Annotated in this window: 23 protein-coding genes; 12 read left to right on the top strand and 11 right to left on the bottom strand. The window is 73.1% G+C overall.

Features of this window, described 5'->3' with window-relative positions; translation table 11 throughout:
* Nucleotides 1–178: 178 nt before the first annotated feature.
* A complete protein-coding gene (locus tag WBQ80_RS09360; protein WP_336573414.1) occupies nucleotides 179–1153 on the bottom strand; it encodes an FKBP-type peptidyl-prolyl cis-trans isomerase in 975 nt (324 codons plus the stop codon).
* Nucleotides 1154–1264: 111 nt separating this feature from the next.
* On the opposite strand from WBQ80_RS09360, the gene WBQ80_RS09355 reads away from it, so the two are divergent.
* Nucleotides 1265–2083, top strand: coding sequence for a class I SAM-dependent methyltransferase (locus tag WBQ80_RS09355; RefSeq protein ID WP_336573415.1), 819 nt, complete (start codon nucleotides 1265–1267; stop codon nucleotides 2081–2083).
* 22 nt (nucleotides 2084–2105) lie between these two features.
* Here the strand turns inward: WBQ80_RS09355 and WBQ80_RS09350 are convergent, their stop codons facing one another.
* The gene (locus WBQ80_RS09350; protein ID WP_336573416.1) at nucleotides 2106–2954 is read right to left on the bottom strand and encodes a sulfurtransferase; all 849 of its coding nucleotides are present in this window, start codon (nucleotides 2952–2954) and stop codon (nucleotides 2106–2108) included.
* 109 nt (nucleotides 2955–3063) lie between these two features.
* Here WBQ80_RS09350 and WBQ80_RS09345 point away from each other — a divergent pair, with 109 nt between their 5' ends.
* The 6 genes from WBQ80_RS09345 to mnhG are packed head-to-tail and all read left to right on the top strand — an operon-like array spanning nucleotide 3064 to nucleotide 9550.
* On the top strand, nucleotides 3064–6084 hold the full coding sequence (locus WBQ80_RS09345) for a Na+/H+ antiporter subunit A (RefSeq protein ID WP_336573417.1): 3021 nt from the start codon (nucleotides 3064–3066) through the stop codon (nucleotides 6082–6084).
* Nucleotides 6081–6533 carry a sodium:proton antiporter gene (locus WBQ80_RS09340; protein ID WP_337282529.1) on the top strand — a complete coding sequence of 151 codons (453 nt, stop codon included), beginning with the start codon at nucleotides 6081–6083 and terminating at the stop codon, nucleotides 6531–6533. The genes WBQ80_RS09345 and WBQ80_RS09340 overlap by 4 nt, the downstream gene beginning before the upstream one ends.
* Nucleotides 6530–8143, top strand: coding sequence for a Na+/H+ antiporter subunit D (locus WBQ80_RS09335; protein WP_336572075.1), 1614 nt, complete (start codon nucleotides 6530–6532; stop codon nucleotides 8141–8143). Before WBQ80_RS09340 ends, WBQ80_RS09335 begins: the two co-directional genes overlap by 4 nt.
* Complete coding sequence (locus tag WBQ80_RS09330; protein WP_336572074.1) at nucleotides 8140–8904, top strand: Na+/H+ antiporter subunit E; 765 nt, start codon at nucleotides 8140–8142, stop codon at nucleotides 8902–8904. The genes WBQ80_RS09335 and WBQ80_RS09330 overlap by 4 nt, the downstream gene beginning before the upstream one ends.
* 5 nt (nucleotides 8905–8909) lie before the next feature.
* Nucleotides 8910–9173, top strand: a complete 264-nt coding sequence (locus tag WBQ80_RS09325; protein WP_336572080.1) for a monovalent cation/H+ antiporter complex subunit F — start codon at nucleotides 8910–8912, stop codon at nucleotides 9171–9173.
* Nucleotides 9170–9550: a monovalent cation/H(+) antiporter subunit G gene (gene mnhG / locus WBQ80_RS09320; protein ID WP_336572073.1), complete on the top strand. Its 381-nt coding sequence runs from the start codon at nucleotides 9170–9172 to the stop codon at nucleotides 9548–9550. The genes WBQ80_RS09325 and mnhG overlap by 4 nt, the downstream gene beginning before the upstream one ends.
* Nucleotides 9551–9606: 56 nt before the next feature.
* Here mnhG and WBQ80_RS09315 read toward each other — a convergent pair whose 3' ends face one another.
* The 7 genes from WBQ80_RS09315 to paaA all read right to left on the bottom strand — a co-directional run bounded on the left by WBQ80_RS09315 (nucleotide 9607) and on the right by paaA (nucleotide 17269).
* Nucleotides 9607–12213: a cell wall-binding repeat-containing protein gene (locus tag WBQ80_RS09315; protein ID WP_336572072.1), complete on the bottom strand. Its 2607-nt coding sequence runs from the start codon at nucleotides 12211–12213 to the stop codon at nucleotides 9607–9609.
* 104 nt (nucleotides 12214–12317) lie between these two features.
* Nucleotides 12318–13091 (bottom strand): enoyl-CoA hydratase/isomerase family protein, encoded by a 774-nt coding sequence (locus tag WBQ80_RS09310; RefSeq protein ID WP_336572071.1) that lies wholly within the window; start codon nucleotides 13089–13091, stop codon nucleotides 12318–12320.
* A 156-nt stretch (nucleotides 13092–13247) separates the two neighbouring features.
* Nucleotides 13248–14480: a 1,2-phenylacetyl-CoA epoxidase subunit PaaE gene (gene paaE / locus WBQ80_RS09305; RefSeq protein WP_336572070.1), complete on the bottom strand. Its 1233-nt coding sequence runs from the start codon at nucleotides 14478–14480 to the stop codon at nucleotides 13248–13250.
* Entirely contained in the window at nucleotides 14480–14989 is a 510-nt protein-coding gene (gene paaD, locus WBQ80_RS09300) for a 1,2-phenylacetyl-CoA epoxidase subunit PaaD (protein WP_336572079.1), read from the bottom strand. Before paaD ends, paaE begins: the two co-directional genes overlap by 1 nt.
* Nucleotides 14990–15069: 80 nt before the next feature.
* On the bottom strand, nucleotides 15070–15996 hold the full coding sequence (gene paaC / locus WBQ80_RS09295) for a 1,2-phenylacetyl-CoA epoxidase subunit PaaC (protein ID WP_336572069.1): 927 nt from the start codon (nucleotides 15994–15996) through the stop codon (nucleotides 15070–15072).
* On the bottom strand, nucleotides 15993–16298 hold the full coding sequence (gene paaB / locus WBQ80_RS09290) for a 1,2-phenylacetyl-CoA epoxidase subunit PaaB (protein WP_067948099.1): 306 nt from the start codon (nucleotides 16296–16298) through the stop codon (nucleotides 15993–15995). Before paaB ends, paaC begins: the two co-directional genes overlap by 4 nt.
* Nucleotides 16298–17269, bottom strand: a complete 972-nt coding sequence (paaA, locus tag WBQ80_RS09285; protein WP_336572068.1) for a 1,2-phenylacetyl-CoA epoxidase subunit PaaA — start codon at nucleotides 17267–17269, stop codon at nucleotides 16298–16300. Before paaA ends, paaB begins: the two co-directional genes overlap by 1 nt.
* A gap of 150 nt (nucleotides 17270–17419) precedes the next feature.
* Between paaA and paaI the strand changes: the two genes are divergently transcribed.
* The 4 genes from paaI (at nucleotide 17420) to WBQ80_RS09265 (ending at nucleotide 20704) form a co-directional block, all read left to right on the top strand.
* A complete protein-coding gene (gene paaI, locus WBQ80_RS09280; RefSeq protein ID WP_336572067.1) occupies nucleotides 17420–17887 on the top strand; it encodes a hydroxyphenylacetyl-CoA thioesterase PaaI in 468 nt (155 codons plus the stop codon).
* 114 nt (nucleotides 17888–18001) lie between these two features.
* The gene (gene paaK, locus WBQ80_RS09275) at nucleotides 18002–19264 is read left to right on the top strand and encodes a phenylacetate--CoA ligase PaaK (protein ID WP_336572078.1); all 1263 of its coding nucleotides are present in this window, start codon (nucleotides 18002–18004) and stop codon (nucleotides 19262–19264) included.
* Nucleotides 19265–19280: 16 nt separating this feature from the next.
* Nucleotides 19281–19907 (top strand): TetR/AcrR family transcriptional regulator, encoded by a 627-nt coding sequence (locus WBQ80_RS09270; RefSeq protein WP_336572066.1) that lies wholly within the window; start codon nucleotides 19281–19283, stop codon nucleotides 19905–19907.
* Nucleotides 19908–19936: 29 nt separating this feature from the next.
* Nucleotides 19937–20704, top strand: a complete 768-nt coding sequence (locus WBQ80_RS09265; RefSeq protein ID WP_336572065.1) for an SGNH/GDSL hydrolase family protein — start codon at nucleotides 19937–19939, stop codon at nucleotides 20702–20704.
* A gap of 33 nt (nucleotides 20705–20737) precedes the next feature.
* On the opposite strand, the gene WBQ80_RS09260 is transcribed toward WBQ80_RS09265, so the two are convergent.
* Nucleotides 20738–21106, bottom strand: coding sequence for a hypothetical protein (locus tag WBQ80_RS09260; RefSeq protein ID WP_336572064.1), 369 nt, complete (start codon nucleotides 21104–21106; stop codon nucleotides 20738–20740).
* A 188-nt stretch (nucleotides 21107–21294) separates the two neighbouring features.
* Here WBQ80_RS09260 and WBQ80_RS09255 point away from each other — a divergent pair, with 188 nt between their 5' ends.
* Nucleotides 21295–23403 (top strand): RecQ family ATP-dependent DNA helicase, encoded by a 2109-nt coding sequence (locus tag WBQ80_RS09255; RefSeq protein WP_336572063.1) that lies wholly within the window; start codon nucleotides 21295–21297, stop codon nucleotides 23401–23403.
* 14 nt (nucleotides 23404–23417) lie between these two features.
* On the opposite strand, the gene paaZ is transcribed toward WBQ80_RS09255, so the two are convergent.
* Nucleotides 23418–25493 (bottom strand): phenylacetic acid degradation bifunctional protein PaaZ, encoded by a 2076-nt coding sequence (paaZ, locus tag WBQ80_RS09250; RefSeq protein ID WP_336572062.1) that lies wholly within the window; start codon nucleotides 25491–25493, stop codon nucleotides 23418–23420.
* Nucleotides 25494–25502 lie beyond the last annotated feature (9 nt).

The following is a 25502-nucleotide window of genomic DNA, read 5'->3' as shown; positions in this document are numbered from 1 at the left end:
CCTCCCCTTTCTCCCCCCCCCCCCCCCCACCACCCCCCCCCCCCCCCCCCCCCCCCCCCCCCTCCCCCCCCCCCCCCCCCACTCCTCCCCCCCCCCCCCCCCCCCCCCCCCCCCCCCCCCCCCCCCCCCCCCCCCCCCCCCCCCCCCCCCCCCCCGCGACGTGGAGGAACCGGGACCGCTACTCGGCCTCGGCGCCCTCGGTCTCGAGGATCTCGACGACGAACACGAGCGTCTGCCCGCCGAGGCCGTTGGCGGACTCCTCCTCGCCGTAGCCGAGGGCCGGCGGGATCGTGACGATCAGCTTCGACCCGACCTTCTGGTCGACGAGCGCGCCGCCGAAGCCCGGGATCACGTCGCCGGTGCCGAAGCGCGCCGGGTCGGGGTTGCCGAAGCTCTGGTCGAAGATCTCCTTCGTGGCCCAGTTGAGGCCCTGGTAGTGCAGGGTCACCACGTCGCCCGCCGCGACGGTGTCGCCGTCGCCCTCCTCGAGCACCTTGAGCTGGTAGTCGGCGGGCGGCTCGGTGTCGGGGATGGTGACGGTGGGCACGCCGTCGCCGTCGAACTCGACCTCGGGCACGTTCTCGGTCCACTCGGCGGGCGCGGGGAGGTCCTCGGCCTCGACGATCTCCTGGACGTCGGTGACGATGACCAGCGTCTCGCCGGGCTCGACGCCGATCGACTCGTTGCCCTGGTCGCCGTAGACGGCCGACGCGGGGGCGACCGTGACGACGCGCGAACCGGTCGGCACGCAGTCGACGCCCGCGAGGAAGCCCTCGTAGAGCGAGCCGTCGCCGATCGTGAGCGAGGTCGGCTGCGAGAAGACCTGCTCGCCGCTCGAGCCCTTGAACGCGGTCACGACGACCGAGACCTCGTCACCGGACGCCGTGACGTCGCCGTCGCCCTCGGTCTCGATGGTGCGCTGGAGCTCCTCGGCCTCGAGGGGCGTCTCGAACGTGGCAGTGGCGACGTCGCCGAACTCGCCCTCGACCTCGATGGCGTCGCTCTGCTCGCCGGACTCGACCTCGAGGCAGGCGGCGGCCTCCTCCGAGGCGGTGGGCTCGGGCTCGGCGGGATCGCCGGCGCAGCCGGCGAGGAGCAGGGCGGTCACGGAGGCGAGCGCGATGGGCGCGCCTCGACGCAGGGCTCGGTTCATGGGAGGGGTTCTCGTTTCGATCGGGAGCGAAGTCGCCCTCCAGTCTGCACGCATTCCGCTTTCCGTTTGCTGAGTCTTCACGGATCGGCCGGTGGGAGACACAATGTGCACATGGGGGATGTCAGGGCCGAGCCCGATTTCGTCGCGTCGTTCGAGGGCGGGTGGGACGCGTTCGCCGACCTCGACGAGGTCATCTGGAACCCGATCTCGCGGGCGACGGTGCTGCGCTCGCAACCCCGCTTCGACGAGCGCGTGCTCGACGCCTGCGCGGGGGACGGCGCGACGGCCCTGCCGACGGCCGAGCTCGTCGGACCGGGCGGGGTGGTCGACGCGGTCGACCTCGCCGAACCGCTCGTCGAGCTCATCCGCGAGCGCGCGGGCGACCGGATGCCGCAGCTGCGCACCCACGTCGGGGACGTCACGACCTGGCCGTACACGGGCTACGACCTGGTGCAGTGCGTGCTCGGCATCCTCTTCTTCGACGACCCGGAGGCGGGCACGCGGCACCTCGTCGAGTGCGTGCGCCCCGGAGGCCGCGCGGTCTTCACCGTGTGGGCGGCGGGGGCGATGGATCGGGTCGGCGAGCTCCTGGCCGAGGCGCTCCCCGCCGACGACGACCGGGTGCCGAGCTTCGACGACGCCCGCCGTGCCGCGATCGTCGGCGCCGACACGCCCGGCAACTTCGCGCACTGGCTCTCGGAACGCGGCCTGGTCGACGTGCGCGCCGAGGCGGTGCCGCGCCACCTCGAGCTCGACCCCGACCTCGCGTGGCGGATCGTGACCGGCACGGGGTTCCGGGCGTTCGTCGGCGGACTCGACGACGAGTCGCGGGACGCGGTGCGCGAGCGCCTGGCCGCCGGCCTGGCGGACGCGCCCGCCACGGTCGACCTGACCACGCTCGTCGGCGTGGGCCACCGGCCGCCGGAGTGAACGCGGCCATGGAAACGCCGCGTCAGTCCCCGCCGGGCTCCGGACCGGTCGCGACCGGACGCTCGGGCCGGTTCGACCACTGGCTGAACGAGCCGGGATAGAGCGCCGCCTCGACGCCCGCGACGGCGAGCGCCGCGATCTCGTGGGCGGCGTTGACGCCCGAGCCGCAGTACACGGCGAGCGGATGCCGCCCGACGGCGCCGAGCGCGTCGAACCGCGCCCGCAGCGCCCCCGCGGGAAGGAACCGCCCGTCCGGACCGAGGTTCCCCGCCGTGGGCGCCGACACGGCGCCGGGGATGTGTCCGGCGCGCGGGTCGACCGGCTCGACCTCGCCGCGGTAGCGCTCGCCCGCGCGCGCGTCGAGCAGCACGCCCTCCTCCGCGGACGCCAGCGCGTCGGCCTCGTCGAGGTCGACGACGGGCATCGCGCCGAACCGGGCCGTCGCGTCGCCCGGCTCCGGGACGACGTCGCCCGTCTCGAGCGGCAGTCCCGCGTCGCGCCAGGCCGCGAGCGCGCCGTCGAGCAGGAGCACGTCGGCCAGGCCCGCGTGGCGCAGCAGCCACCACGCGCGGGCCGCCGACATGCCGCCGGCGTCATCCGCGACGACGACCGCGTCCCCGTCGTGGAGTCCCCAGCGGCGCATGGCGGCCGTGAACGCGGCCTCCGAGGGCAGCGGATGCCGCCCCTCCCCCGTCGCGCCGTGGTCGGCGAGTTCGCCGTCGAGGTCGACGTACACGGCGCCGGGGATATGCCCCGCGCGGTACGCCTCCCGGCCGTCGGGCGCGGCGAGCGTCCAGCGCACGTCGAGCACGACCGTGCGCGGATCCGCCAGCCGCGCGGCCAGGTCGGCGGGGTCGATGAGCACCTGCATGCGGCCATCCTCGCAGCCGATGGCGACAGCGGCATCCGCCGCCCGGAATCCCACGCGGAACCGGCTGGGTAGAATCGGAGTGACGGTCGATGCGAAGCGGGGAGGGTGGATGATCCTCTCGCTTGCGCTCTTCGGGCTCGTGGCCGTCGTCACCCCGTTCGCAGCGCGGGCGCTCGGTCGTCGCGTCTTCCCGGTCATCGCCCTCGTGCCCGCCGGAGTGTTCGCCTGGCTGCTCTGGCAGGTGCCCGCGTCGGCCGACGGGGTCGTGGTCGCCGAGCGGGTGCCGTGGATCCCCGCGCTCGACATCGCCCTGTCGTTCCGGCTCGATCCGCTCGCGCTGCTTCTCGCCCTGATCGTCACGGGCATCGGCGCGCTCGTGCTGCTCTACTGCACCTGGTACTTCCGCGACGACGAGCCGAACCTCGGCCGCTTCGCGGCGCTGCTGCTCGCGTTCGCGGGCGTGATGCTCGGCCTCGTCACGTCCGACGACGTGTACGTGCTGTTCACCTTCTGGGAGCTCACGAGCGTCCTGTCGTACCTCCTCATCGGTCACGACGCCGCCCGGCGCGAGAGCCGCGGCGCCGCGCTCCAGGCGCTCACCGTCACGACCTTCGGCGGCCTCGCGATGCTCATCGGGCTCGTGATCCTCACGGTCGCGGGCGGCACCACCTCGCTGGCCGAGCTCATCGCCGACCCCGTCACCGGCGTGGCCGGCGAGGTCGCCATCGCGCTCGTGCTCGTCGGCGCGGTCTCCAAGAGCGCCCTCGTCCCGTTCCACTTCTGGCTGCCCGCCGCGATGGCCGCGCCCACGCCCGTCTCCGCGTACCTGCACGCCGCCGCGATGGTGAAGGCCGGCGTGTACCTCGTGATGCGGCTCGCCCCCGGCTACGCCGACCTCGAGGTGTGGCATCCGCTGCTCGTCGGGCTGGGCGGCTTCACGATGCTCGTCGGCGGATGGCGCGCGCTGCGGCAGACCGACCTCAAGCTGCTCCTCGCGTACGGCACCGTGAGCCAGCTCGGGTTCCTCGTGCTGGTCGCGTCGATCGGCACGCGCGACGGCCAGCTCGCCGCCGGTGCGCTGCTGCTCGCCCACGCGCTGTTCAAGGCCGCGCTGTTCCTGACGGTCGGGATCGTCGACCACGCCGCGGGCACGCGCGACGTGCGAGAGCTCTCGGGACTCGGGCGGCGCATGCCGTGGATCGCCGCGATCGCGACCGTGGCCGCCGCGTCCATGGCGGGCCTTCCGCCCCTGCTCGGGTTCGTGGCGAAGGAGACGGTCTTCCACGCGCAACTCGAGGCCGGCGCCGAGGGCGGGGCCTGGGCCTGGGCGGGGCTCGCGGCGGCGGTGGCCGGCTCGGTCCTCACGGTGGCCTACAGCGCGCGCTTCGTCCTGGGCGCGTTCGCCCGCAAGCCGGGCGTACCCGAGCCGCCGCTGCACGCCGAGTCGCCGCTGATGGCCGCGGCCCCGGGGATCCTCGCCCTCACGTCGCTCGCGGCGCCGTTCGCGCTGGTCGCCGTGGAGCCGCTGCTCGCCGCCGCATCCGCCGGGCTGCCCGGACCGGACGACTACCACCTCGCGCTCTGGCACGGCGCCGAGCCCGCGCTGTGGATCTCGCTCGGCGTGTACGGCCTCGGCGCGCTCATGGTCTGGCGGCGGGCCGCCGTGGCCCGGGTGCAGGCCTCCGTGCCCGACACCGTCGAGGCCGGCCGCGGCTACCTCGCCATCGTCCGCGCCGTCGACCGTTTCGCCGCCCGGCTCACGACGCTCATCCAGTCGGGCGGCCTGCCCGGCTACCTCGCCGTCACGGCGTCGGTGTTCATCCTCGGCGTGGGCGGCGCGGCGCTGCTGAACGACAGCTGGCCCACCGACGTGCGCTTCGCCGACGAGCCCGTGCAGCCGGTCGTCGGACTGGTCGTCGTGCTCGCGGCGCTCGCCGTGGTCGTCATCCGCCAGCGGCTCGCGGCCGCCCTGCTCGCGGGCGTCACGGGCTTCGGGCTCGTGGTGCTCTTCGGAACGGGCGGCGCGCCCGACCTCGCGCTCACCCAGGGGCTCGTCGAGGCGATCACGATCGTCGTGTTCGTGCTCGTGCTGCGCCGCCTGCCCCGCAACATCCAGAGCCGCCGATCGAGCGTGAGCGCGCCGGTGCGGGCCGTGATCGGAGCGCTGGCGGCGCTCGTCATGGGCGTCGTCGGCGTCGTCGCGCTGAGCGCCCGGCAGGAGGCGACCGTCGCCGAGGGCCTGCCGCCGCTCGCCGTCGAGGCGCACGCGAAGAACATCGTGAACGCGCTGCTCGTCGACATCCGGGCCTGGGACACGCTCGGCGAGGTCTCGGTGCTCGTCGCCGTGGCGACGGGCGTCGCGAGCCTGATCTTCGTGTCGGGCCGCACGGGCGGCGCGCCGCGCCTCGACGTGGGCGCACCCCGCGATCGCCTCCGGCCCCTGCCCGAGCCGGCCGACGCGATGCGCGCACCGCGCCGCCGCCTCTCCGACGTCGAGGGCGAGACGGACGCCGCCGCCGAGGCCGCCGCGACCCGCCAGACCTGGCTGCTGGCCGGCCGGACGATCTCGCCGCGCAACCGGTCGATCCTCCTCGAGGTGCTCGTCCGGCTGCTCTTCCACCCGGCGATCGTCGTGTCGGTCTACCTGCTCTTCGTCGGCCACAACGCGCCGGGCGGCGGCTTCGCGGGCGGGCTCGTCGCGGGACTCGCGCTCGTGGCGCGGTACCTCGCGGGCGGCCGGTACGAACTCGGCGAGGCGCTCCCCGTCGACGCCGGGCGGCTCCTCGGCGCCGGGCTCGTGCTCGCCGCCGGAACCGCGGCGTTCCCGCTGCTCTTCGGCGCGACGGTGTTCGAATCGGCCTGGTTCGAGACCGAGGTCCCCGTGCTCGGCGTCGTCTCCGTCGGCACGTCGACGCTGTTCGACATCGGCGTGTACCTCATCGTCGTCGGGCTCGTGCTCGACATCCTGCGCACGCTCGGCGCCGAGATCGACCGCCAGATCGACGAGGCCGGGGAGGACGCGGTGCCCGCCGACCCGGCGGAGCCGGCCGACCCCGCCCGGCCGGTGCGCGAGCCCGACCTGCCCGCCGACCCGGCGGGCGCGACCGGACCCGGGAGGGCCGAGGCATGACCCCGACCCTGGTGCTCGTGATCGTCGCCTCGGTGCTGTTCGGCGCCGGCGTCACGGTCATGCTCGAGCGGAGCCTGACGCGCGTGCTCATCGGCTTCCTGCTCGTCGGCAACGGCGTGAACCTGTTCATGTTCTCGATGGCCGGGGCGCCCGGCCTCGCGCCGATCCTCGCCGACGGCGTCGACGCGGCCGAGATCTCGGATCCCCTCCCGCAGGCGTTCGTGCTCACCGCCATCGTCATCAACCTCGGGCTCACCGCCTTCATGCTCGCGCTCGTCTACCGCACCTGGTGGCTCGCGCAGCTCGGCGCCGAGGGCGACATCATCGGCGACGAAGAGGATGTCGAGGAGGACGCCGAGGAGACGGCGGACCTCATCCGCAGCACCGCCGAGGACGACCGAGCCGTGCAGGACGTGCTCGACGCGAGCGACGAGGAGGTGCGGTCGTGACCGACGCCCTCGTCCCCCTGATGGTGCTGCTGCCGATGCTGGGCGCGGCATCCGCGCTCATCCTGGGGCGCCACCTGCGCGCGCAGATGGCCGTGAGCACGGGCGTGCTCGCGAGCGTCGCCGTCATCGCGGCAGCGCTGCTCGCCGAGGTCGACGCCTCGGGCTCGGGGATCGCGGTCGAGGTCGGGGGTTGGCCGGCCCCGTACGGCATCGTGCTGGTGGTCGACCGGCTGAGCGCGATCATGATCATCATCTCGGCCCTCATGCTGCTCGGCGTGCTCGTGTACGCCGTCGGGCAGGGCATCGCCGACCAGCACCGCGAGACGCCGGTGTCGATCTTCCACCCGACCTACCTCATCCTGTCGGCCGGCGTGTTCAACGCCTTCATCGCGGGCGACCTGTTCAACCTCTACGTCGGGTTCGAGATCCTGCTCGCGGCGAGCTACGTGCTGCTCACGCTCGGCGGCACGGGCGAGCGGATCCGGGCGGGCATCACGTACATCATCGTCAGCCTCATGTCGTCGCTGTTCTTCCTGAGCGCGATCGCCCTGATCTACGGCGCCACGGGCACCGCGACCATCGCCCACCTCTCCGTCCGCATCGCCGAGCTCCCCCAGGACGTGCAGCTCATGCTGCACCTGCTGCTGCTCATCGCGTTCGGCATCAAGGCCGCCGTCTTCCCGTTGTCGTTCTGGCTGCCGGACTCGTACCCGACGGCGCCCGCACCGGTCACCGCCGTGTTCGCCGGCCTGCTCACGAAGGTCGGCGTCTACGCCATCATCCGCACCGAGACGGTGATCTTCCCCGAGAGCGACCTCAGCACGCTGTTCCTAGTCGTCGGAGGGCTCACGATGGCCGTCGGCATCCTCGGCGCGCTCACCCAGGCCGACATCAAGCGGCTGCTCTCCTTCACGCTCGTGAGCCACATCGGGTACATGATCCTCGGCATCGGACTCGCGAGCGTCGCGGGCCTCGCGGCCACCATCTACTACGTCGTGCACCACATCACGGTGCAGACCACGCTGTTCCTCACCACGGGCCTCATCGAGCGGTTCGGCGGGGCCACGTCGATCACGCGGCTCGGCGGGCTCCGGAACGCCTCGGCGCTCCTGGCGGTGCTGTTCTTCGTGCCCGCGGTGAACCTCGGCGGCATCCCGCCGTTCTCCGGCTTCCTCGGCAAGGTCGGCCTCTTCGTCGCGGGCGCCGAGGCGGCGGACGGCACGACGGCGTCGCAGACCCTCGGGTCCTCGGCTCCCGGCCCGGCCTGGCTCATCTGGGTCGTCGTGGCGGTGGGCACGGCCACGTCGCTCATCACGCTCTACGCACTCGCCCGGTTCTGGAACCTCGCGTTCTGGCGCCCCACGGGCGACGTCGAGGGCTACCGCTCGCCCATGATCGACTCCATGCAGGAGGCCCCGGCCGGCGCGACGCTCGTCGCCACGCGCACCACCCCGCGCCTCATGGTCGCCGCGACCACGGCCATGGTCGTGCTCACGGTCGCGCTCACGGTGTTCGCGGGCCCGCTCTACGAGCTCGCCGGGCGCGCGGCCGAGAACCTGCGCGACCCGGGCGTGTACGTCTCGCTGGTCTTCCCCGAGGGGGTGCGATGACGACGGATGCCGCCGGCGAGCCCCGGCGACCGGAACCCGACGAGTACTCCCGGTGGGAGGCGGTCTGGCGGCAGCTGCCCCTGCTGCTCGGGCTCGTGGCGCTGTGGATCTTCCTGTGGGACCACGTCGACGTCCTGACCGTGACCACGGGCATCCTCCTCGCGATCGCGGTGACCCGGGCGCTGTACCTGCCGCCGGTGCTGCTCAGCGGCCGCTTCAACGCGTGGCGGGGCCTGCTGCTCGGCCTCCGCATGATGTTCGACGTGGTCGTCGCATCGATCCAGGTCGCGGTGAAGGCCATCTGGCCCACCTGGCGCCCCATGAACGCGATCATCGACGTGCAGCTCCTCACCCGTTCCGACCTCGTCACGACGCTCACCGCCGAGGCGATCTCGGTCGTGCCCGGAACGGTCGTGGTCGACATCGACCGCGAGCGCGGCCTGCTCTACCTCCACGCACTGGGCACGCGGACGGAGGACGACATCGCGCAGGTCCGGGAACGCGTGCTCGCCACGGAGGAGCGCATCGTGCTGGCCATCGGCACCCGCGCCCAGGCCCGCGCCGTGCACGACGGGCGCCGACGACGGCGGACCGGCGAGACGGGCCTGATCCACCCCGACGTGGCCCGCGAGGTCGCGCCGGGTCAGACCGCGGCGCGGCATCCGCTCGCCCGGCACGACGCCGCGGCCGAGGCGCGCGGCGAACGCGACCCGGACGACGACACGGCCGGGCTGGACGACCGGAACGGAGGCATGCCGTGACCCCGATGACCCTGATCGGACTCGCCGCCGGCGTGATGTTCGGCGTCGGAGCGATCGCGGCCGTCGTGCGGATCGTCCGGGGACCGTCGATCCTCGACCGCGCGCTCGCGACCGACGTGCTCGTGGCGATCGCCATGTGCGGCCTCGCGGCCGAGATGGCGATCAACCGGCACACCGACACGCTCGTCGTGCTGCTCGTGCTCGCCATGTTCGCCATCGTCGGCTCGATCGCCATCGCACGGTTCGTCGCGAAGCAGGACGCCTCGTGAGCGCGTTCGAGCTCGGCGTCGGCGGTCTGATCCTGCTGAGCGGGTTCCTGTCCATGGCGGCGGGGATCGGCATCCTGCGCTTCCCCGACGTGCTCACGCGCCTGCACGCCGCGACGAAGCCGCAGGTGCTCGGGCTCGCCGTCGTGCTCCTGGCGATCGTCCTGCGCGTGCCGACCTGGGGCGTCGTCTCCACCGCGGTGCTCATCATGACGTTCCAGCTGCTCACGCAGCCGATGACCGCCCACATGCTCGGACGGGCCGCCTACCGGAGCGACCACGTGCGACGCGACCTGCTCATCGAGGACGACCTCGGGCGCGACATCGACGAGCACGCGCACGAGCACGAGCACGAAGCGGAGCGCGGGGCGAACGGCTGAGCCGGGCGGGCGTCACGCCCGCCCGACCCGGTGCCCCGGGCGGGTCGGCCGAGCGCTCAGCCGGGCTTCGGCACGTACCGCCACTCGGAGTCCGGCCGCTGCAGCCACGGCAGCTCGCGCTTCTGGTCGCGCGGCGCGAACTCGTCCTTCGGACCGGTGTCGGGCACCGACGGGTCGTTCGGCATCGCCTTCATGGTGACGGGCGCGTCCGCGGTGGCCACGGGGTCGTAGAGGGCGCCGACCTGGTTCACGAGCGCGTCCGGCACGACCGCCGCCGAGCCGGCGACGAGGACCGACCGGGGATCCGTGCGCACGAGCTCCTCGGCGACCGCCGGCGTCAGGGCCGACCCGACGAGCACGAGCACGCCGCCGGACGCCGCGACGACCGGACCGAGCGCGAGCGCGTCCGGGAAGTTCGTTCCGGTCGCCATGCCGACGAGGTTGGCGCCGCCCGCCTCGACGAGGTCGCGCGCGACGGCCATCGCGGTCTCGTACCGGTCGGGGCCGGCGATGCGAACGACCTGGGAGGAGTGGGCCGACATCTGCGACCGGACGGATTCGGTGATCACGCCCGCGCTGCCCACCACGACGATGCGCTGCGGGTTGAGCCGGTCGAGCTCGGTGGCGGTGGCGGCGGGCAGCGACGTGCCCGCGGTGAGGAGCACCGGGCCGCCGAGCTGCGCGCCCGCCGTCCCCGCGGCGAGCGCGTCCGGGAAGCTGTCGCCGACCGCGACGTAGGCGACCGGCACTCCCGGAGTCGGGAACGCCCGGCGCGACAGGGCCGCCGCCGTGGAGTAGCGGTCGGATCCGGCGTCGCGGACGGCCGTGACGCCGGCGGCCTGCGAGGCCTGGTTCATCACCGCGTCGGAGACGACCGCGCTGCTGCCGGCGACGACGAGCTTCGCAGGCTGCAGGCGCTCGAGCTCCGCGAGCACCTCCGGGGTGATCGTGGTGCCCGGCACGAGGAGCACCGGCCCCTCGCCCTTGGTCGCGGGCACGGAGGCGAGCGCGTCGGGGAAGTTGCCGCCGGCGGCGAGGTAGACGACGGGAACCCCGGGGTCGGGGAAGCCGCGCTGCGAGAGCGCCACCGCGGTGCGGTAGCGGTCGGTCCCGGCGGCCCGTTCGGTCGTGGCATCGAGGCGCCCGGCGTTCATGCGCGTGAACAGGTTCGTGGACATGGTGCGGACGCTCTGCTGGGGCGTGATGCCCTCGCCCATGAGGCCCATCGTGTAGTTCAGGGTGCCGGCGCTGAAGACGTACGCGTCGGACGGCGCCTGGTACAGCGTCGACTCGTGCAGGCCGGTGAGGCCGTTGCGCGCCGTGAAGGGGGACTGCGCGAGCACGGAGAGCTGCGTCCCGCCCTTCAGGACCGGGCCCGCCACGTCCGGGTGGCGACGGTCGGCCTCGACGCCGACGAGGCTCGGGATCTTCGCGCCGTCGCGCAGCCCGGTCCCCCGGTACATCCAGTGGGCGGAGCTCTTCACGACCCACGCCGCAGCCGGCCCCACGAGGCCCTTGCCGTCCACGTTCGGCCACATCTGCCCGATCACCGGCTGCTCGGGCCGCGGGATGGAGCGGAACAGGATGGTCCGAGTGTCGTCCTTGACGGGGTCGATGCTCGCGCTCTTGTAGCTCACCACCACGCGGTCGGGCGCACCGCTCGCCGCAGCCTCGACGCGCACCTGCCAGTACATGTTGTTGCCGCCGAGGTACGCCAGGTCGACCCCGGCGTCGCGCGCCGTCTCGGCCGCGGTGAACATCTCCCTGGTCCAGTACTCGTCGTGCCCGACCGACACCAGGCCCTCCTGCCCCTCGAGCAGGCCGGGGTCGTTGTGCAGGTCGAGGTTCGTCGCGTAGGTCACGTCGAGTCCGCGCGACTCCGCGTAGCGGATCATCGGCGCCTCCTCGGCCATGATGAGCGAGGCGCCGGCGCCGGCGTAGGGGCGGTCGAAGCTCACCTTGACCGCCGCCGTCGATCCGCCGACGGTGGTCGCCCCGTAGGAGTTGAACGCGTAGACGCTCTTGCCCGTCTTCCCGTCGGCCGGGAAGTTGTTGTACGCCTGGTAGGTGAACGACGGCGAGACGTGCACCAGCGCGCCCTGGCGGTCGTCGTCGCGGACCACGATCGAGGCGTACGTCTGCTTGGTTCCGCGCGTGAAGACCACGGCGTAGACCCCGCTCGTCCAGTTCTCGGTGGTCGGGACCACGAGCGTCGTCTTCCAGTCGCACGAGATCGTGCCGTTGGGCATCGCCGTCGTGCAGGCCGGCTGCGAGACGCCGTTGAAGGTGCCGCCCGTCACGCGCCGCGCGCCGTGGCCCTGGTACCAGCCGAGCCGGTACACGTCGTACCGCACCGAACCCGGCGAGGACACGTGCACGCGGAAGTCGGCGGTCTCGCCGTTGTCGATGCTGACCTTCGTCGCGTACGCCTTCACCGCCATGTCGGTGTCGGTGGCGAGCGAGTACCCCGACCACGGGATGCGCCAGGACGAGTCGCCGCGCAGCCGGTTCTCGACGACCACGTCGTTCACGGGCGGCACGGCGGCCGCGGTGCGGACGGCGCCGGCGGCGACCGGCTGCGCCGCCGCGGGCTGCGCCGGAGAAGTCGCGAGCGTCGCCGCCGCGGTCAGGAGGACGGTGACGAGGGCGAGGATCGTTTTCACAGGGATGCTCCGGGGCGGCCAGGCGGCGACGGTAGGGTGATGGCTCTCGCGATGCTACGCGAGGCGGCGGGTCGGGCCTGACCCCAGAACGGGGCGCGAACGGCTCAGCCGCGTCCGGTGAAGTGCGGCGCGCGCTTCTCCTGGAACGCGGCGAAGCCCTCGCGGTAGTCCTCGGTGTCGCAGAGCGCCGCCTGGGCGCGGTTCTCGTCCGACATCGACGCCCACAGCCCGTGCCGGTGGTCGCGAAGGTCGGCGATCAGCCGCTTCGACTCGACGAAGGCGCGGGTGGGGCCGGATGCCGCCTCGCGGGCGGCCCGCATCGTGGCATCCGTCACCTCGTCGGCCGGGAACACCTGCGAGAACAGGCCCGCGGCGACCGCCTCGGCGCCCGTCATGAGCCGCCCCGTGACGATGAGGTCCATGGTGCGGTGCGCGCCGAGCCGCTCGTAGAACAGCGCGTGGCCGCCGGAGTCGAGCGTCGCGCCGAGGTTCTTGAACGGCGAGCCGACCTTGGCGGTGTCGGCCACGTACACGATGTCGGTCGCGATGAGCAGCCCGAGTCCGACGCCCAGGCAGGCGCCGTGGGCCACCGCGAACGTGGGCGCGGGGAAGCGCGCCATCCGCTTCAGCAGGGGCTCGACGAGCCCGCCGAGGTAGCCCTGCACGTCGTCGTCCCGGGGATCGACGCCCGCGATGTCGCGGCCGGCGCAGAACGCCCGGCCCTCGCCGCGGAGCACGAGCGCCCGCACTCCGGCGAACTCGGCCTGCTCGTACGCGTCGGCGAGGTCGCGCAGCGCCGACTCCCCCAGCGCGTTGAGCTTCGCGGGTGCGTTCAGCACCACCTCGGCCACGCCGTCGTGGATCTCGAGCTCGATCATCGTCTTCCTCTCTTCGCCACTTCATCGAGTGATACCGGTCGCGCCGGGTGATGCCGCTGCACCGGCATCATTCGGCGCGACCGGTATCACTCGGCGAACGGATGCCGCGCGTGCGACCCCAAGTGGTGCGGGACGGATGGTGCGGGGTGCGACGTGCTACACGTCGTAGTCCACCACGACGCGGTCCGACGTGGGGTGCGACTGGCAGGTGAGCACGTACCCGCGCTCGAGCTCGTCGGGCTCGAGCGCGTAGTTCTCGGTCATGTTGACGCTGCCGTCGACGACGCGCGCGCGGCAGGTGCCGCACACGCCGCCGGCGCACGCGAACGGCACGTCGCCGCGGACGCGCAGCGCCGCGTTGAGGATCGACTCGTTGGCGCTCACCGGGCTCTCGACCGTGGACGACAGTCCGTCGAGCGTGAACTCGATCGCGACCGTCTTCTCGCCGCGCTCGACCACCACGGGACGGCCGTGCCGAGGCTCGGTCGCGCGGTCGGCGTCGGTCGTGAAGAGCTCGTACCGCACGCGGCCGACGGGCACGCCGCGGGCCTCGAGCGTGTCGCGCGCGAGCTGCACGAGCTCGAACGGCCCGCACAGGAACCACTCGTCGACGGTCGCCGGCGGGATGAGCGCGTCGAGCATGCGCTCGAGCTTCTCGGCGTCGATGCGGCCCGAGAGCAGCGGAGCGGTGCGCTGCTCTCGCGAGAGCACGTGGTGCAGCGCGAGGCGCGACGGATAGCGGTCCTTCAGCTCCGCGAGCTCCTCGAGGAACATCACGTCGCGCGTGGACCGGTTCGTGTACACCAGGGTGAACCGCGAGTCGTCGGAGCGCGCGAGCACCGTGTGGGCGAGCGCCATGAGCGGCGTGATGCCCGATCCCGCGGCGATGCCGACGACGTGCTTGCCGTCGAGCGAGGCGAGGCCGGACGTGAAGGTGCCCTGCGGGCTCATGACGTCGATGCGGTCGCCCGCGGCGAGCTCGGTGTTCGCCCACGTCGAGAAGCGCCCGCCGAGGTCGCGCTTGATGGCGACCGAGACGCTGCCGCGCACGGGCGGCCGGCAGATGGAGTACGACCGGCGCAGCTCGTGGCCGTCGAACTCGCGGCGGAGCGCGACGTACTGGCCCGGCAGGTAGGTGTAGTCGTCGGCGAGCTCCTCGGGCACGGCGAACGTCACCTCGACCGCGTCATCCGTCAGGGGCCGCACCTCGGCGACCTCGAGCCGGTGGAAGCGGGCGCGTCGTCGCGCCGGGGCCGTGTCGCCGCCGACCGCGCTCGCGAGGAACGCGTCCGCGATCGCGGCATCCGTGTCCAGCGTCGAGGGGGTCTCGAGACGCGGCTCCGCCGCTCCTCGACCCGCAGTGGTCGAGCCCAGGTTGATCGCGGCCATCAGAGCACCTTGAAGTAGTCGAAGGGCTCGAGGCAGTCGCGGCACTCGTAGAGCGCCTTGCACGACGTCGAGCCGAAGCGGGCGAGTTCGCGGGTGTTCAGGGAGTCGCAGCGCGGGCACTTGACCGCCATCTGGAGGCGGATGGGTCCGCCCTCCCGGACGGGCGCGTGGCCCGAGGGCGCCTGGATGCCGTACGTCCGGAGCTTCTGCTTGCCGGACTCGCTCATCCAGTCGGTGGTCCAGGCCGGCGAGAGCACCATCTTCACGTCGACGTGGTCGTACCCGGCGTGGGTCAGCGCGAGCACCACGTCGTCGCGCATGGCGTCCAGCGCGGGGCAGCCGCTGTAGGTCGGCGTGAGCTCGACGTGCACGCCGTCGTCGTCGACGGCGACCGAGCGCAGCACGCCCAGGTCCTCGATGGTCAGGACGGGGATCTCGGGGTCGGTCACCGTCGCGGCGACGTCCCATGCGGCGCGTGCGGCCGGGTCGGACGGCACGGGGCGGGCGATGCCCTCGGTGGGTCTCGAGACGGCGCTGCGCGCCTCCTCGACCTGCACGCTGCGCGCCTCCTCGACCCGCACCTCGCGGGTCACCACGACGCTCCCGGGTGCGAGCGGGCGAGCACCTGCATCTCGGCGAGCATCGGTCCGAGGTGCTCGGTGTGGCCACCGTCGCGGCCCCGGCCGCTGACGACGAACGCGAGCCGGCCCTCGGGGCGTGCGAGCCCGGCCTCGGCGAACACCTGGTCGATCACCGCGTCGAACGCCGGGCGCAGGGATGACGGCAGCGGGACGACGCCCGCGGCGGCGAGCCGCTCGGCGAGCGCGTCGTCGCGGAACAGCTCGTCGACGTACGGCCAGGTCTGCTCCACCGCGCGGATCATGCGGCGACGCGACTCGTCGGTGCCGCGCGCGAGCCGGAGGGTCCACTGCACGGCGTGGTCGCGGTGGTAGTCGACCTCCTTCGAGGCCTTGGCCGCGATCGCGGCGAGCGTGGCGTCCGTCGACTGCTCGAGGTGCCGGTAGAGCTCGACGAGGTACGTCGCGGCGAACAGCTGGCGCGCGATGGTGTGCGCGAAGTCGCCGTTGGGCTGCTCGAACAGCCACGCGTTGCGGAAGTCGGGCTCGTCGCGGAAGTACGCGAGTTCGTCCTCGCTGCGGCCGTCGTGCGTGCCCGCGTAGTGCAGCAGCGAGCGCGCGTGGCCGAGCAGGTCGAGCGCGATGTTCGCGAGCGCCACGTCCTCCTCGAGCTCGGGCGCGCGCGTGATCCAGTCGCCCAGGCGCTGGGCGAGCACGAGCGCGTCGTCGCCGTACCGCAGGGCGACCTCGGCGACGTCGGCGGATGCCGCGTGGCCGCTCGCGGCCTCGGCGCCCGCGAGCTCCTCGCCGAGCGCGACGCGGTCGACGGTGACGTCGCCGTGCGGGTCGAGGGGCGCCTCCGCCGCGTCTCGAGACCCCGGGTTCCGCGATGCCGACTCCGTCGGCTCCTCGACCCCCGCACGTTCCTCGGCGCTCACAGGTGCTTCACCCCTTCGGACTTCGTGTAGTACACCGCGTGGCGGTAGTTCTTGCCGGCGGGGCTCTCGAAGAACGCACCCTTCGCGTCGGGGTCGCTCGTCGTGACCGCGTCGGCGGGCACGACCCAGATGGAGACGCCCTCGTTGCGGCGCGTGTAGAGGTCGCGCGCGTTGCGGACCGCCATGTCGGCATCGGGCGCGTGCAGCGATCCGACGTGCACGTGGCTCAGGCCGCGGTTGGCACGCACGAAGACCTCCCAGAGCGGCCAGGCCTCGGTGCCGGTCTCACCGGGGGTCGACATCACGCCACCGCCTTGTGCTGCTCGGCCTGCTTGCGGGCGTACTCGGCGGCCGCCTCGCGCACCCAGGCGCCGTCCTCGTGGGCCTCGCGGCGCCGGCGGAGCCGCTCCGCGTTGGCGGGCCCGCGTCCGGCGAGGATCTCGTGGAACTCGGTCCAGTCGATCTCGCTCATGTCGTAGCGCTGCTCGGCCTCGTTCCACTTCAGGTTCGGGTCGGGCAGCGTGACGCCGAGCACCTCGGCCTGCGGCAGGAGCATGCCCACGAAGCGCTGGCGCAGCTCGTCGTTCGAGAAGCGCTTGATGTTCCACGCCATGGACTGCGCCGAGTTCGGCGACTGGTCGTCGGGCGGCCCGAACATCATGAGGGACGGCCAGTACCAGCGGTTCACGGCGTCCTGCGCCATCTCGCGCTGCTCGGGCGTGCCCTGCATGAGTTCGAGGAGGATCTCGAAGCCCTGGCGCTGGTGGAAGGACTCCTCCTTGCAGATGCGCACCATCGCGCGGCCGTACGGACCGTACGAGGCGCGGCACAGCGGCACCTGGTTGCAGATCGCGGCTCCGTCGACGAGCCATCCGATGGCGCCCATGTCGGCCCACGTCGGCGTCGTGTAGTTGAAGATCGACGAGTACTTGGCCCTGCCCTCGATGAGCTGCTGCGTCATCTCCTCGCGCCCGATGCCGAGCGTCTGGGCGGCCGAGTAGAGGTACAGCCCGTGGCCGGCCTCGTCCTGGACCTTGGCCATGAGGATGGCCTTGCGCTTGAGGCTCGGCGCGCGCGAGATCCAGTTCGACTCGGGCTGCATGCCGATGATCTCGGAGTGGGCGTGCTGGCTGATCTGCCGGATCAGCGTCTTGCGGTACGCGTCGGGCATCCAGTCGCGCGGCTCGATGCGCGAGTCCTGGGCGATGAGCTCGTCGAAGCGGGCCTGGGCGGCCTCGTCCTCGACCACGCTCAGATCGGCGGGTGCGGTCATCGTCGACTCCTATGCTCTCGGGACCGGGGGCGGCGGGGTGCCGTGGCATCCGACATTACCAACCGATCGTTCAGTTAGTATAAGCTCGTATCCAGCGCCTCGGCAACATGGCCGACGGCGATCCCCCACGCACTCGACGAGGAGCAGCGCATGACGGATGTCGCGACCGAACGCCACGACGCGGCCCAGCCGGCTGACGAGCAGGCGGATGCCGCGGCATCCGACCGCCTGAACCGCGCCATGATGCAGCGCGACCTCGCCTCGGCCTCGCTCGGCATGGTCGTCGAACGCGACGACCCCGGCCACGCCGTGGTCTCGATGCGCGTGCGCGAGGACATGACCAACGGGTTCGCCATCACCCACGGCGGGCTCGTCTTCACCCTGGCCGACACGGCCTTCGCGATCGCCTGCAACGAGGACCACCAGGTCACCGTCGCAGCGGGCGCCGACATCACCTTCCTGAAGTCCACGGTCGCCGGGCAGACGCTCACCGCGACCGCCGTGCGCCGCGCCCGCAGCGGCCGCACGGGCCTCTACGACGTGACGGTCGTCGACGAGCAGGGCGACGCCGTCGCCGAGTTCCGCGGCCGATCCATCACCACCAACCGAACCATCTGACCACCGGGAGCCACCGTGTCGACGACGACCCTTCCGCAGACGCCCGCCGAGCCCCGCCCGACCGTCTCGGGCCTCGTGCCCGCCGCGCTCGACGAGCTCGACCCCGAGGAGCGCATGTCGCGCGCCGAGATCGAGGCGCTCCAGCTCGAGCGGCTGCAGTGGACCGTGCACCATGCGTACGAGAACGTGCCGCTCTACCGCGCCAAGTTCGACGCGCACGGCGTGCACCCCGGCGACATCCGTTCGCTCGCGGATGTCGCGAAGCTGCCGTTCACGACGAAGGCCGACCTGCGCGAGACCTACCCGTTCGGCATGTTCGCCGTGCCCATGGACCGGGTCGCCCGCATCCACGCCTCCTCGGGCACCACGGGCCGCCCGACGGTCGTCGCCTACACGCACGACGACCTCGACCGCTGGGCGACCCTCGTCGCGCGGTGCCTGCGCGCGAGCGGGGTACGGCCCGGAATGAAGGTGCACAACGCCTACGGGTACGGCCTGTTCACGGGCGGCCTCGGCGCGCACGCCGGCATCGAGAAGCTCGGCGCGACCGTCATCCCCATGTCGGGCGGCCAGACCGCGCGCCAGGTGCAGCTCATCCGCGACTTCGAGCCCGACGCGATCATGTGCACGCCGAGCTACCTGCTCACGATCGCCGACGCGATGGAGGAGGCCGGAATCGACCCGCGATCGACGACGCTGAAGACCGCGATCCTCGGCGCCGAGCCGTGGACGAACGAGATGCGCCGGCGGATCGAGGAGCGCATGGGCCTCGACGCGGTCGACATCTTCGGCCTGAGCGAGGTCATGGGTCCCGGCGTGGCCAACGAGTGCATCGAGACGAAGGACGGCCCCCACGTCTGGGAGGACCACTTCCTGCCCGAGATCATCGACGGCGAGAGCGGCGACCCCCTGCCCGACGGCGAGATGGGCGAACTCGTGTTCACGTCGCTGACCAAGGAGGCGTTCCCCGTCATCCGCTACCGCACGCGCGACCTCACCCGGCTGCTGCCCGGCACCGCTCGCCCCGGCATGCGGCGCATCGAGAAGATCACCGGTCGCAACGACGACATGATCATCCTGCGCGGGGTCAACCTGTTCCCCACGCAGATCGAGGAGCTCGTGCTCGAGATCGAGCACCTCACGCCGCACTTCATCCTCGAGCTCACTCGCACCGGGCACATGGACGACATGACCGTGCGCATCGAGCGGCACCCCGACCTGCCGGTCGACGCCTGCCAGGCCGCGACCGTCGTGCTCGCCGGCAAGATCAAGGAGTTCATCGGCTCGTCGGTGCGCGTGCAGCTCGAGGAGCCGGGCGCACTGCCGCGCAGCGAGGGCAAGTACAAGCGGGTCTACGACCTGCGCGAACCGCGGTGATGCGAGACTGGTGCGGATGACGGAGAACGGGGCACGGCGCGGGCGGCCGGGGTACGACCAGCAGGGCATCCTCGAGGTCGCGGTGGCCGCGTTCAACGAGTACGGCTACGACGCGACGTCGATGGGCGTGCTCGCCGACCGGCTCGGACTCTCGAAGTCCGCGATCTACCACCACTTCGCCTCGAAGGACGAGATCCTGGAGCGCGCGCTCGACCAGGCGCTCGGCTCGCTCGAGGGCGTGCTCGACGAGTCCGGCGCGTCCGACGGCTCCGCCGCCGACCGGCTCGACCACGTGCTGCGCGGAGCCGTGCACGTGCTCGTGCACCAGCTGCCCTACGTCACGCTGCTGCTGCGCGTGCGCGGCAACACCGAGATCGAGCGCACGGCCCTCGCCCGCCGGCGCGCCTTCGACCGCCGCGTGATGGCGCTCGTCGAGACCGCGCAGGCCGAGGGCACGCTCCGCACCGACATCGACGGGCGCGTCGTCGAGCGGCTCCTGTTCGGCATGATCAACTCGATCGTCGAGTGGTACCGGCCCGGCGGCCGCGAGGACGCGGCGCGGCTCGCCGACGACGTCATCGCGGTCGCGCTCGACGGGCTGCGCGTCCCCGCCGTCGACCGGGCGGCGGCGACCGGCGGCTGACGCCCCGGCGAGTGCCCTAACATCGATCCGTGCCCGACGACTCCCCGCCCCGCCGATCGCGCGCGCTCGCGATCACCCGGGTCGCGGCGACCCTCGTGGTCGGGGCGGTGCTCGGCGCGGGTGTCGGCGTCGCGGTCGTGGCCGACCCTCTGGCCTCGTCCGAGCTCCCGGCCGAGGAGCAGGCGCCCGTCGATCCGCTCGCGACGCTGCCCGACCGGCCGTCGGCGCTCATCATCGGCGACTCGTTCTCCGAGGGCGTCGGCGCGTCCAAGCCCGACGCGGGCTGGGCCCGCACCGCATCCGACGCGCTCGACTGGCGCGCCACGATCGACGCGGTCGGGGGCACCGGCTTCACCAAGGGCAACGCGTCGGACGGCCGCACCGGGCTCGCCTTCGCGAACCGCATCGAGGCGCACGCGGCATCCGGGGCCGACTACGACGTCGTCGTGCTCCAGGGCGGGCTCAACGACTTCCTCGCACCCCATCGCGAAGAGGTGGTCGCGACCGTGCGCGCCGTCGAGGCCGTGCGCGAGCGGTGGCCGGATGCCGCGATCATCGTGTTCGGGCCGCTCGAGCCGCTCGCACTCGGCGTGCAGCGCAGCGTCCGCCTCGACGCGATCCGCGAGGGCGCCGAGGAGGCCGGTGCGACGTTCATCGACCCCGAGCTGCCCTCCCGCTGGATCAACGAGCGCAACTCGGTGCGGTTCGACGCGGGCGACGGGCTGCACCTCAACGACGCCGGCTACGCGTTCGTCGCCGCGCGGTTCGCCTCGGTGATCGAGTCCTTCGCCGACTGACGCGCGTCGCCGACGGCCGCCGCGACAGGTTGCTCAGAACTCGTCGTAGGCGCTCATCAGGTGGGAGTTCGCGTCGCCGTCGTCGAGATCGCCGTCGAGCCGGATGAAGGGGCTGCGCCCGAAGGACGCCTCGCGGTGCCGGATGAGTGCCGCCGCCGCCTCGTCGTCGGGGTGGCTCTCGGCCGGCGCCGGCTCGTCCCACCGCGCCTCGGCCGCGAGGGGGATGCCGTCGCCGATGAGCAGGCGCATGCGACCCGCCGAGCCGTCCAGGCGCCGCGTGCGGACGTGCACGACGTCGACGCTCGCGCGCTTCGCGAGCGTGAGGGCGTAGTCCATGAGTGCCTCCGCCACGATGTCCGCCACGATGAACGCGCCACCGGCGTAGGTGATCCTGTGAGCCACGATCGTGCCTCCTCGAACGCCGCCGTTCCGTGCCCCCGGGTCCGCGCCGAGGATCCGGCAGCGCATGCGCACGATGTTACCCGAGGCTCCGCAGCGGCCCCGGGGGGGTTGCGCTTCGCGCGAATGCACCCGAGGCCCGCCTTCGTCGAGGTCGGGCGACTGTCGGGGGCATCGACCAGAGTGGACCCATGACCCCGACCCCGACCCCGGCCCCGGCCGACACCCGCGCCGAGGCGCTCGCGGCCCTGCGCGAGCTCGTGGGCCGCGCCGACGCCGGCTTCCACGACGGCCAGTACGAGGCGATCGAGGCGCTGGTCGACGGGCGGCGCCGCGCCCTGGTCGTGCAGCGCACCGGGTGGGGCAAGTCGGCGGTGTACTTCGTCGCGACCCTGCTGCTGCGGCGCCGGGGCGGGGGTCCGACGGTGCTCGTCTCACCGCTGCTCGCGCTCATGCGCGACCAGATCGCCGCCGCCGAACGGGCGGGCGTGCGCGCCGTGGCGATCAACTCGACGAACCCGCACGAGTGGGCCGACGTGCAGCAGCGCCTGGCCGACGACGCGGTCGACGTGCTGCTCGTCTCGCCCGAGCGCCTGAACAACCCGGCGTTCCGCGAGCAGCAGCTCCCGGCGCTCGTGCGCCGCATCGGCATGCTCGTGGTCGACGAGGCGCACTGCATCAGCGACTGGGGGCACGACTTCCGGCCCGACTACCGGCGGCTCCGCGACCTCATCGCCGAGATCCCCGCCGGCGTGCCGGTGCTCGCGACGACGGCGACGGCCAACAGCCGGGTGGTGGCGGATGTCGCCGAGCAGCTCGGCCACGGCGACGACGTGCTCACCATCCGCGGTCCGCTCGCCCGCACGTCGCTGCGCCTCGGCGTGCTCCGGCTGCCCGATGCGCCGACCCGGCTCGCGTGGCTCCTCAGCCACCTCGACGACCTTCCCGGCTCGGGCATCATCTACGCGCTCACCGTGTCGGCGGCGAACGACACGGCGCGCCTGCTGCGGGAGCGCGGGCACGACGTGCGGGCATACACGGGCCAGACCGACCCCGACGAGCGCGAGCGATCCGAGGCCCTGCTGAAGCGGAACGAGGTCAAGGCGCTCGTCGCGACGAGCGCGCTCGGCATGGGGTTCGACAAGCCCGACCTCGGCTTCGTCATCCACCTCGGCGCGCCCTCGTCGCCGGTCGCCTACTACCAGCAGGTGGGCCGAGCCGGGCGCGCGAGCGAGAGCGCCGACGTGCTGCTGCTCCCCGGCCCCGAGGACCGCGCGATCTGGCACTACTTCGCCACGGCGTCGATGCCCGACGAGGAGCGCGCGCGCCGGGTCATCGACGAGCTGTCCGACGTCCCGCTGTCCACGCCCGCGCTCGAGGCGCGCGTCGATATCCGGCGCACGCCCCTCGAGCTGCTGCTCAAGGTGCTCGACGTCGACGGCGCCGTCCGGCGGGTCCAGGGCGGCTGGGTCGCCACGGGCGAGCCGTGGTCGTACGACGCCGACCGCTACGGGCGCATCGCGGCCGAGCGCGAGGCGGAGCAGCAGCACATGGTCGAGTACGAGACGACCGACGGATGCCGCATGGAGTTCCTCCAGCGCTCGCTCGACGACGTGACGGCTGCGCCGTGCGGCCGCTGCGACAACTGCGCCGGCGCCTGGTATCCGACGGGCCTGGCCGAGGGAGCGACGGATGCCGCGGCGAGCGCCCTCGACCGCGTGGGCGTGCCGATCGAGCCGCGCCGGGCCTGGCCCACGGGCGCCGAACGCCTCGGCGTGCCCGTGAAGGGCCGCATCGCGCCCGGTGAGCAGGCCGGCGAGGGGCGCTCGCTCGCCCGTCTCACCGACCTCGGTTGGGGCGGCACGCTCCGCGAGCTCTTCGCCGCGGGCGCGCCCGACGCCCCGGTGCCGCCGCAGGTCCTCGCGGCGTGCGTGCGCGTGCTCGCCGACTGGGGCTGGGCCGAGCGACCGGTCGCCGTGGCATCCGTGCCCTCGCGCTCGCGACCCCAGCTCGTCGAGTCGCTCGCGCGCGGGCTCGCCGAGGTCGGCCGGTTGCCCTACCTCGGCGCGCTCGCGCCGGTCGACGGCGGCCCCACGGGCGGGCCCGGCGGAAACAGCGCGTTCCGGCTCGCGGGCGTGTGGGACCGGTTCGCCGCCGAGGGGCTCGACGTCCCGTCGGGCGGCGTGCTGCTCGTCGACGACCTCGCCGACAGCCGCTGGACCCTCACGGTCGCCGCACGCACGCTCCGGCAGGCGGGCGCGACCGACGTGCTGCCGTTCGTGCTCGCCCTGCGCGGCTGAGCCGCGCGACCGGCCTACGCCGGCTGCGGCACGGGCGTCGGCTCCTTCGCCACGAGCGTGAGCACGTCGTACGTCGCCACGATCTCGTCGTCCTGGTTCTTCAGCACCGCGTCCCAGCGCACCTCGCCGTACTCGTCGGTCTCACGCGGCGAGATCTCCTTGGCGGTGAGCTCGACGCGGATCGAGTCGCCGGGTGAGACGGGCGTGATGAAGCGCAGGTTCTCGAGGCCGTAGTTCGCGAGCACGGGCCCGGGCGCGGCATCCACGAACAGGCCGGCGGCCCACGACACGAGCAGGTACCCGTGCGCGACCCGGCCGGGGAAGAACGGGTTCGCCGCGGCGGCCTCCTCGTCCATGTGCGCGTAGAACGTGTCGCCCGTGAAGTTCGCGAACGTCTCGATGTCCTCGATCGTCACCGTGCGCGGCGCCGACGCGACCTGGTCGCCGATCCGCAGCTCGGCGAGCGACTTGCGGAACGGATGCCGCTCACCGGACGCCTCGTACGGTCGCGCCTCGGCGCCCGAGTGCCAGACGCCCGTGAGCGCGGTGAGCATCGCGGGCGACCCCTGCACGGCGGTGCGCTGCATGTGGTGCTCGACGGCGCGCATGCCGCCGAGCTCCTCGCCGCCGCCCGCGCGGCCCGGGCCGCCGTGCACGAGGTGCGGCACGGGCGAGCCGTGGCCGGTCGAGCTGCGCGCGTCGTCGCGGTCGAGGAACAGCAGGCGCCCGTTCATCGACGCGATGCCCGTCGCGAGCGCGACGGCGACCTCGGGGTCGTGCGTCGCGACGCTCGTGACGAGGGAGCCTCCGCCGCGCCCGACGAGCTCGATGGCGTCGTCGAGCGAGTCGTAGGCGATGACGGATGCCACGGGACCGAACGCCTCGATCTCGTGCACCGCCGGCGCGGTGGCATCCGCGAACTTCAGCAGCATGGGCTCGACGAACGCGCCCTCGGCGCCGACGCCCTCGGGCGCGCCGAGGGAGCCGATGACGAGCTCGCCGCCGGCGTCCTGCAGCCTGCGCACCTGGCGCAGAACCTCGTCGCGCTGGCCGGTCGAGGCGAGCGGACCCATGGTCACCCCCTCGGTGCGCGGGTCGCCCACCACGACGCGCTCCGCGAGGCGCGAGCGCACCGCGTCCACGACCGCGTCGACGGATGCCGCGGGGACGATCGCGCGCCGGATGGCCGTGCACTTCTGGCCGGCCTTCGAGGTCATCTCGACGACGAGCTGCTTGACGTAGGCGTCGAACTCCGGCGTCTCGGGCGTGGCATCGGGTCCCAGCACCGACGCGTTGATCGAGTCGGTCTCGCTCGAGAACCGCACGCCGCCGGTCTGCACCGAGTCATGCGCGCGCAGCCGCTCGGCGGTCGGCGCCGACCCGGTGAACGCGACGAGGTCGCCGAGCCGGAGGTGCTCGAACAGGTCGGGCACGCTGCCCGACACGAGCTGCAGGGAGCCCGCGGGCAGGAGTCCCGACTCGACGAGGATGCGGACGTACGCCTCGGTGAGGTAGCCGGTGGGCGTCGCGGGCTTCACGACCGTCGGCACGCCCGCGAGGAACGCCGGGGCGAATTTCTCGAGCGAGCCCCAGACCGGGAAGTTGAACGCGTTGATCTGCACGGCCACGCCCGGCAGGCGCGTGTAGACGTGACGGCCGATGAACGAGCCGTCCTTCGACAGCGGCTCGACCGGGCCGTCGACGAGCACCTTCGCGTTCGGCAGCTCGCGGCGGCCCTTCGACGAGTACGTGAAGAGCACGCCGATGCCGCCGTCGATGTCGACCCACGAGTCGCGCTGGGTCGCGCCGGTGCGCGCCGAGATCTCGTACAGCTCGGCCTTGCGCTCGGTGAGCGCGAGGGCCATCTGCTTGAGCAGCACCGCGCGCTGGTGGAAGGTCAGCTCGCCGAGGCTCTTCTGGCCGACGGTACGGGCGTGCTCGAGCACGGCGCCGAGGTCGAGCCCCTCGGTCGAGACGCGCGCGACGACCTCGCCGGTCGACGCGTCGCGCACCTCGGCAGCGGACGCCGCGGCGTCGTCGCCGGGCGTCCACCATCCGTCGCGGACGTAGCTGGGCAGGATCTCGGTCATCGGGTCGTC

The organism is Agromyces sp. CCNWLW213 (assembly GCF_037199545.1).
GTDB lineage: Bacteria > Actinomycetota > Actinomycetes > Actinomycetales > Microbacteriaceae > Agromyces.
This window is presented reverse-complemented; position numbering and strand designations above follow the sequence as displayed.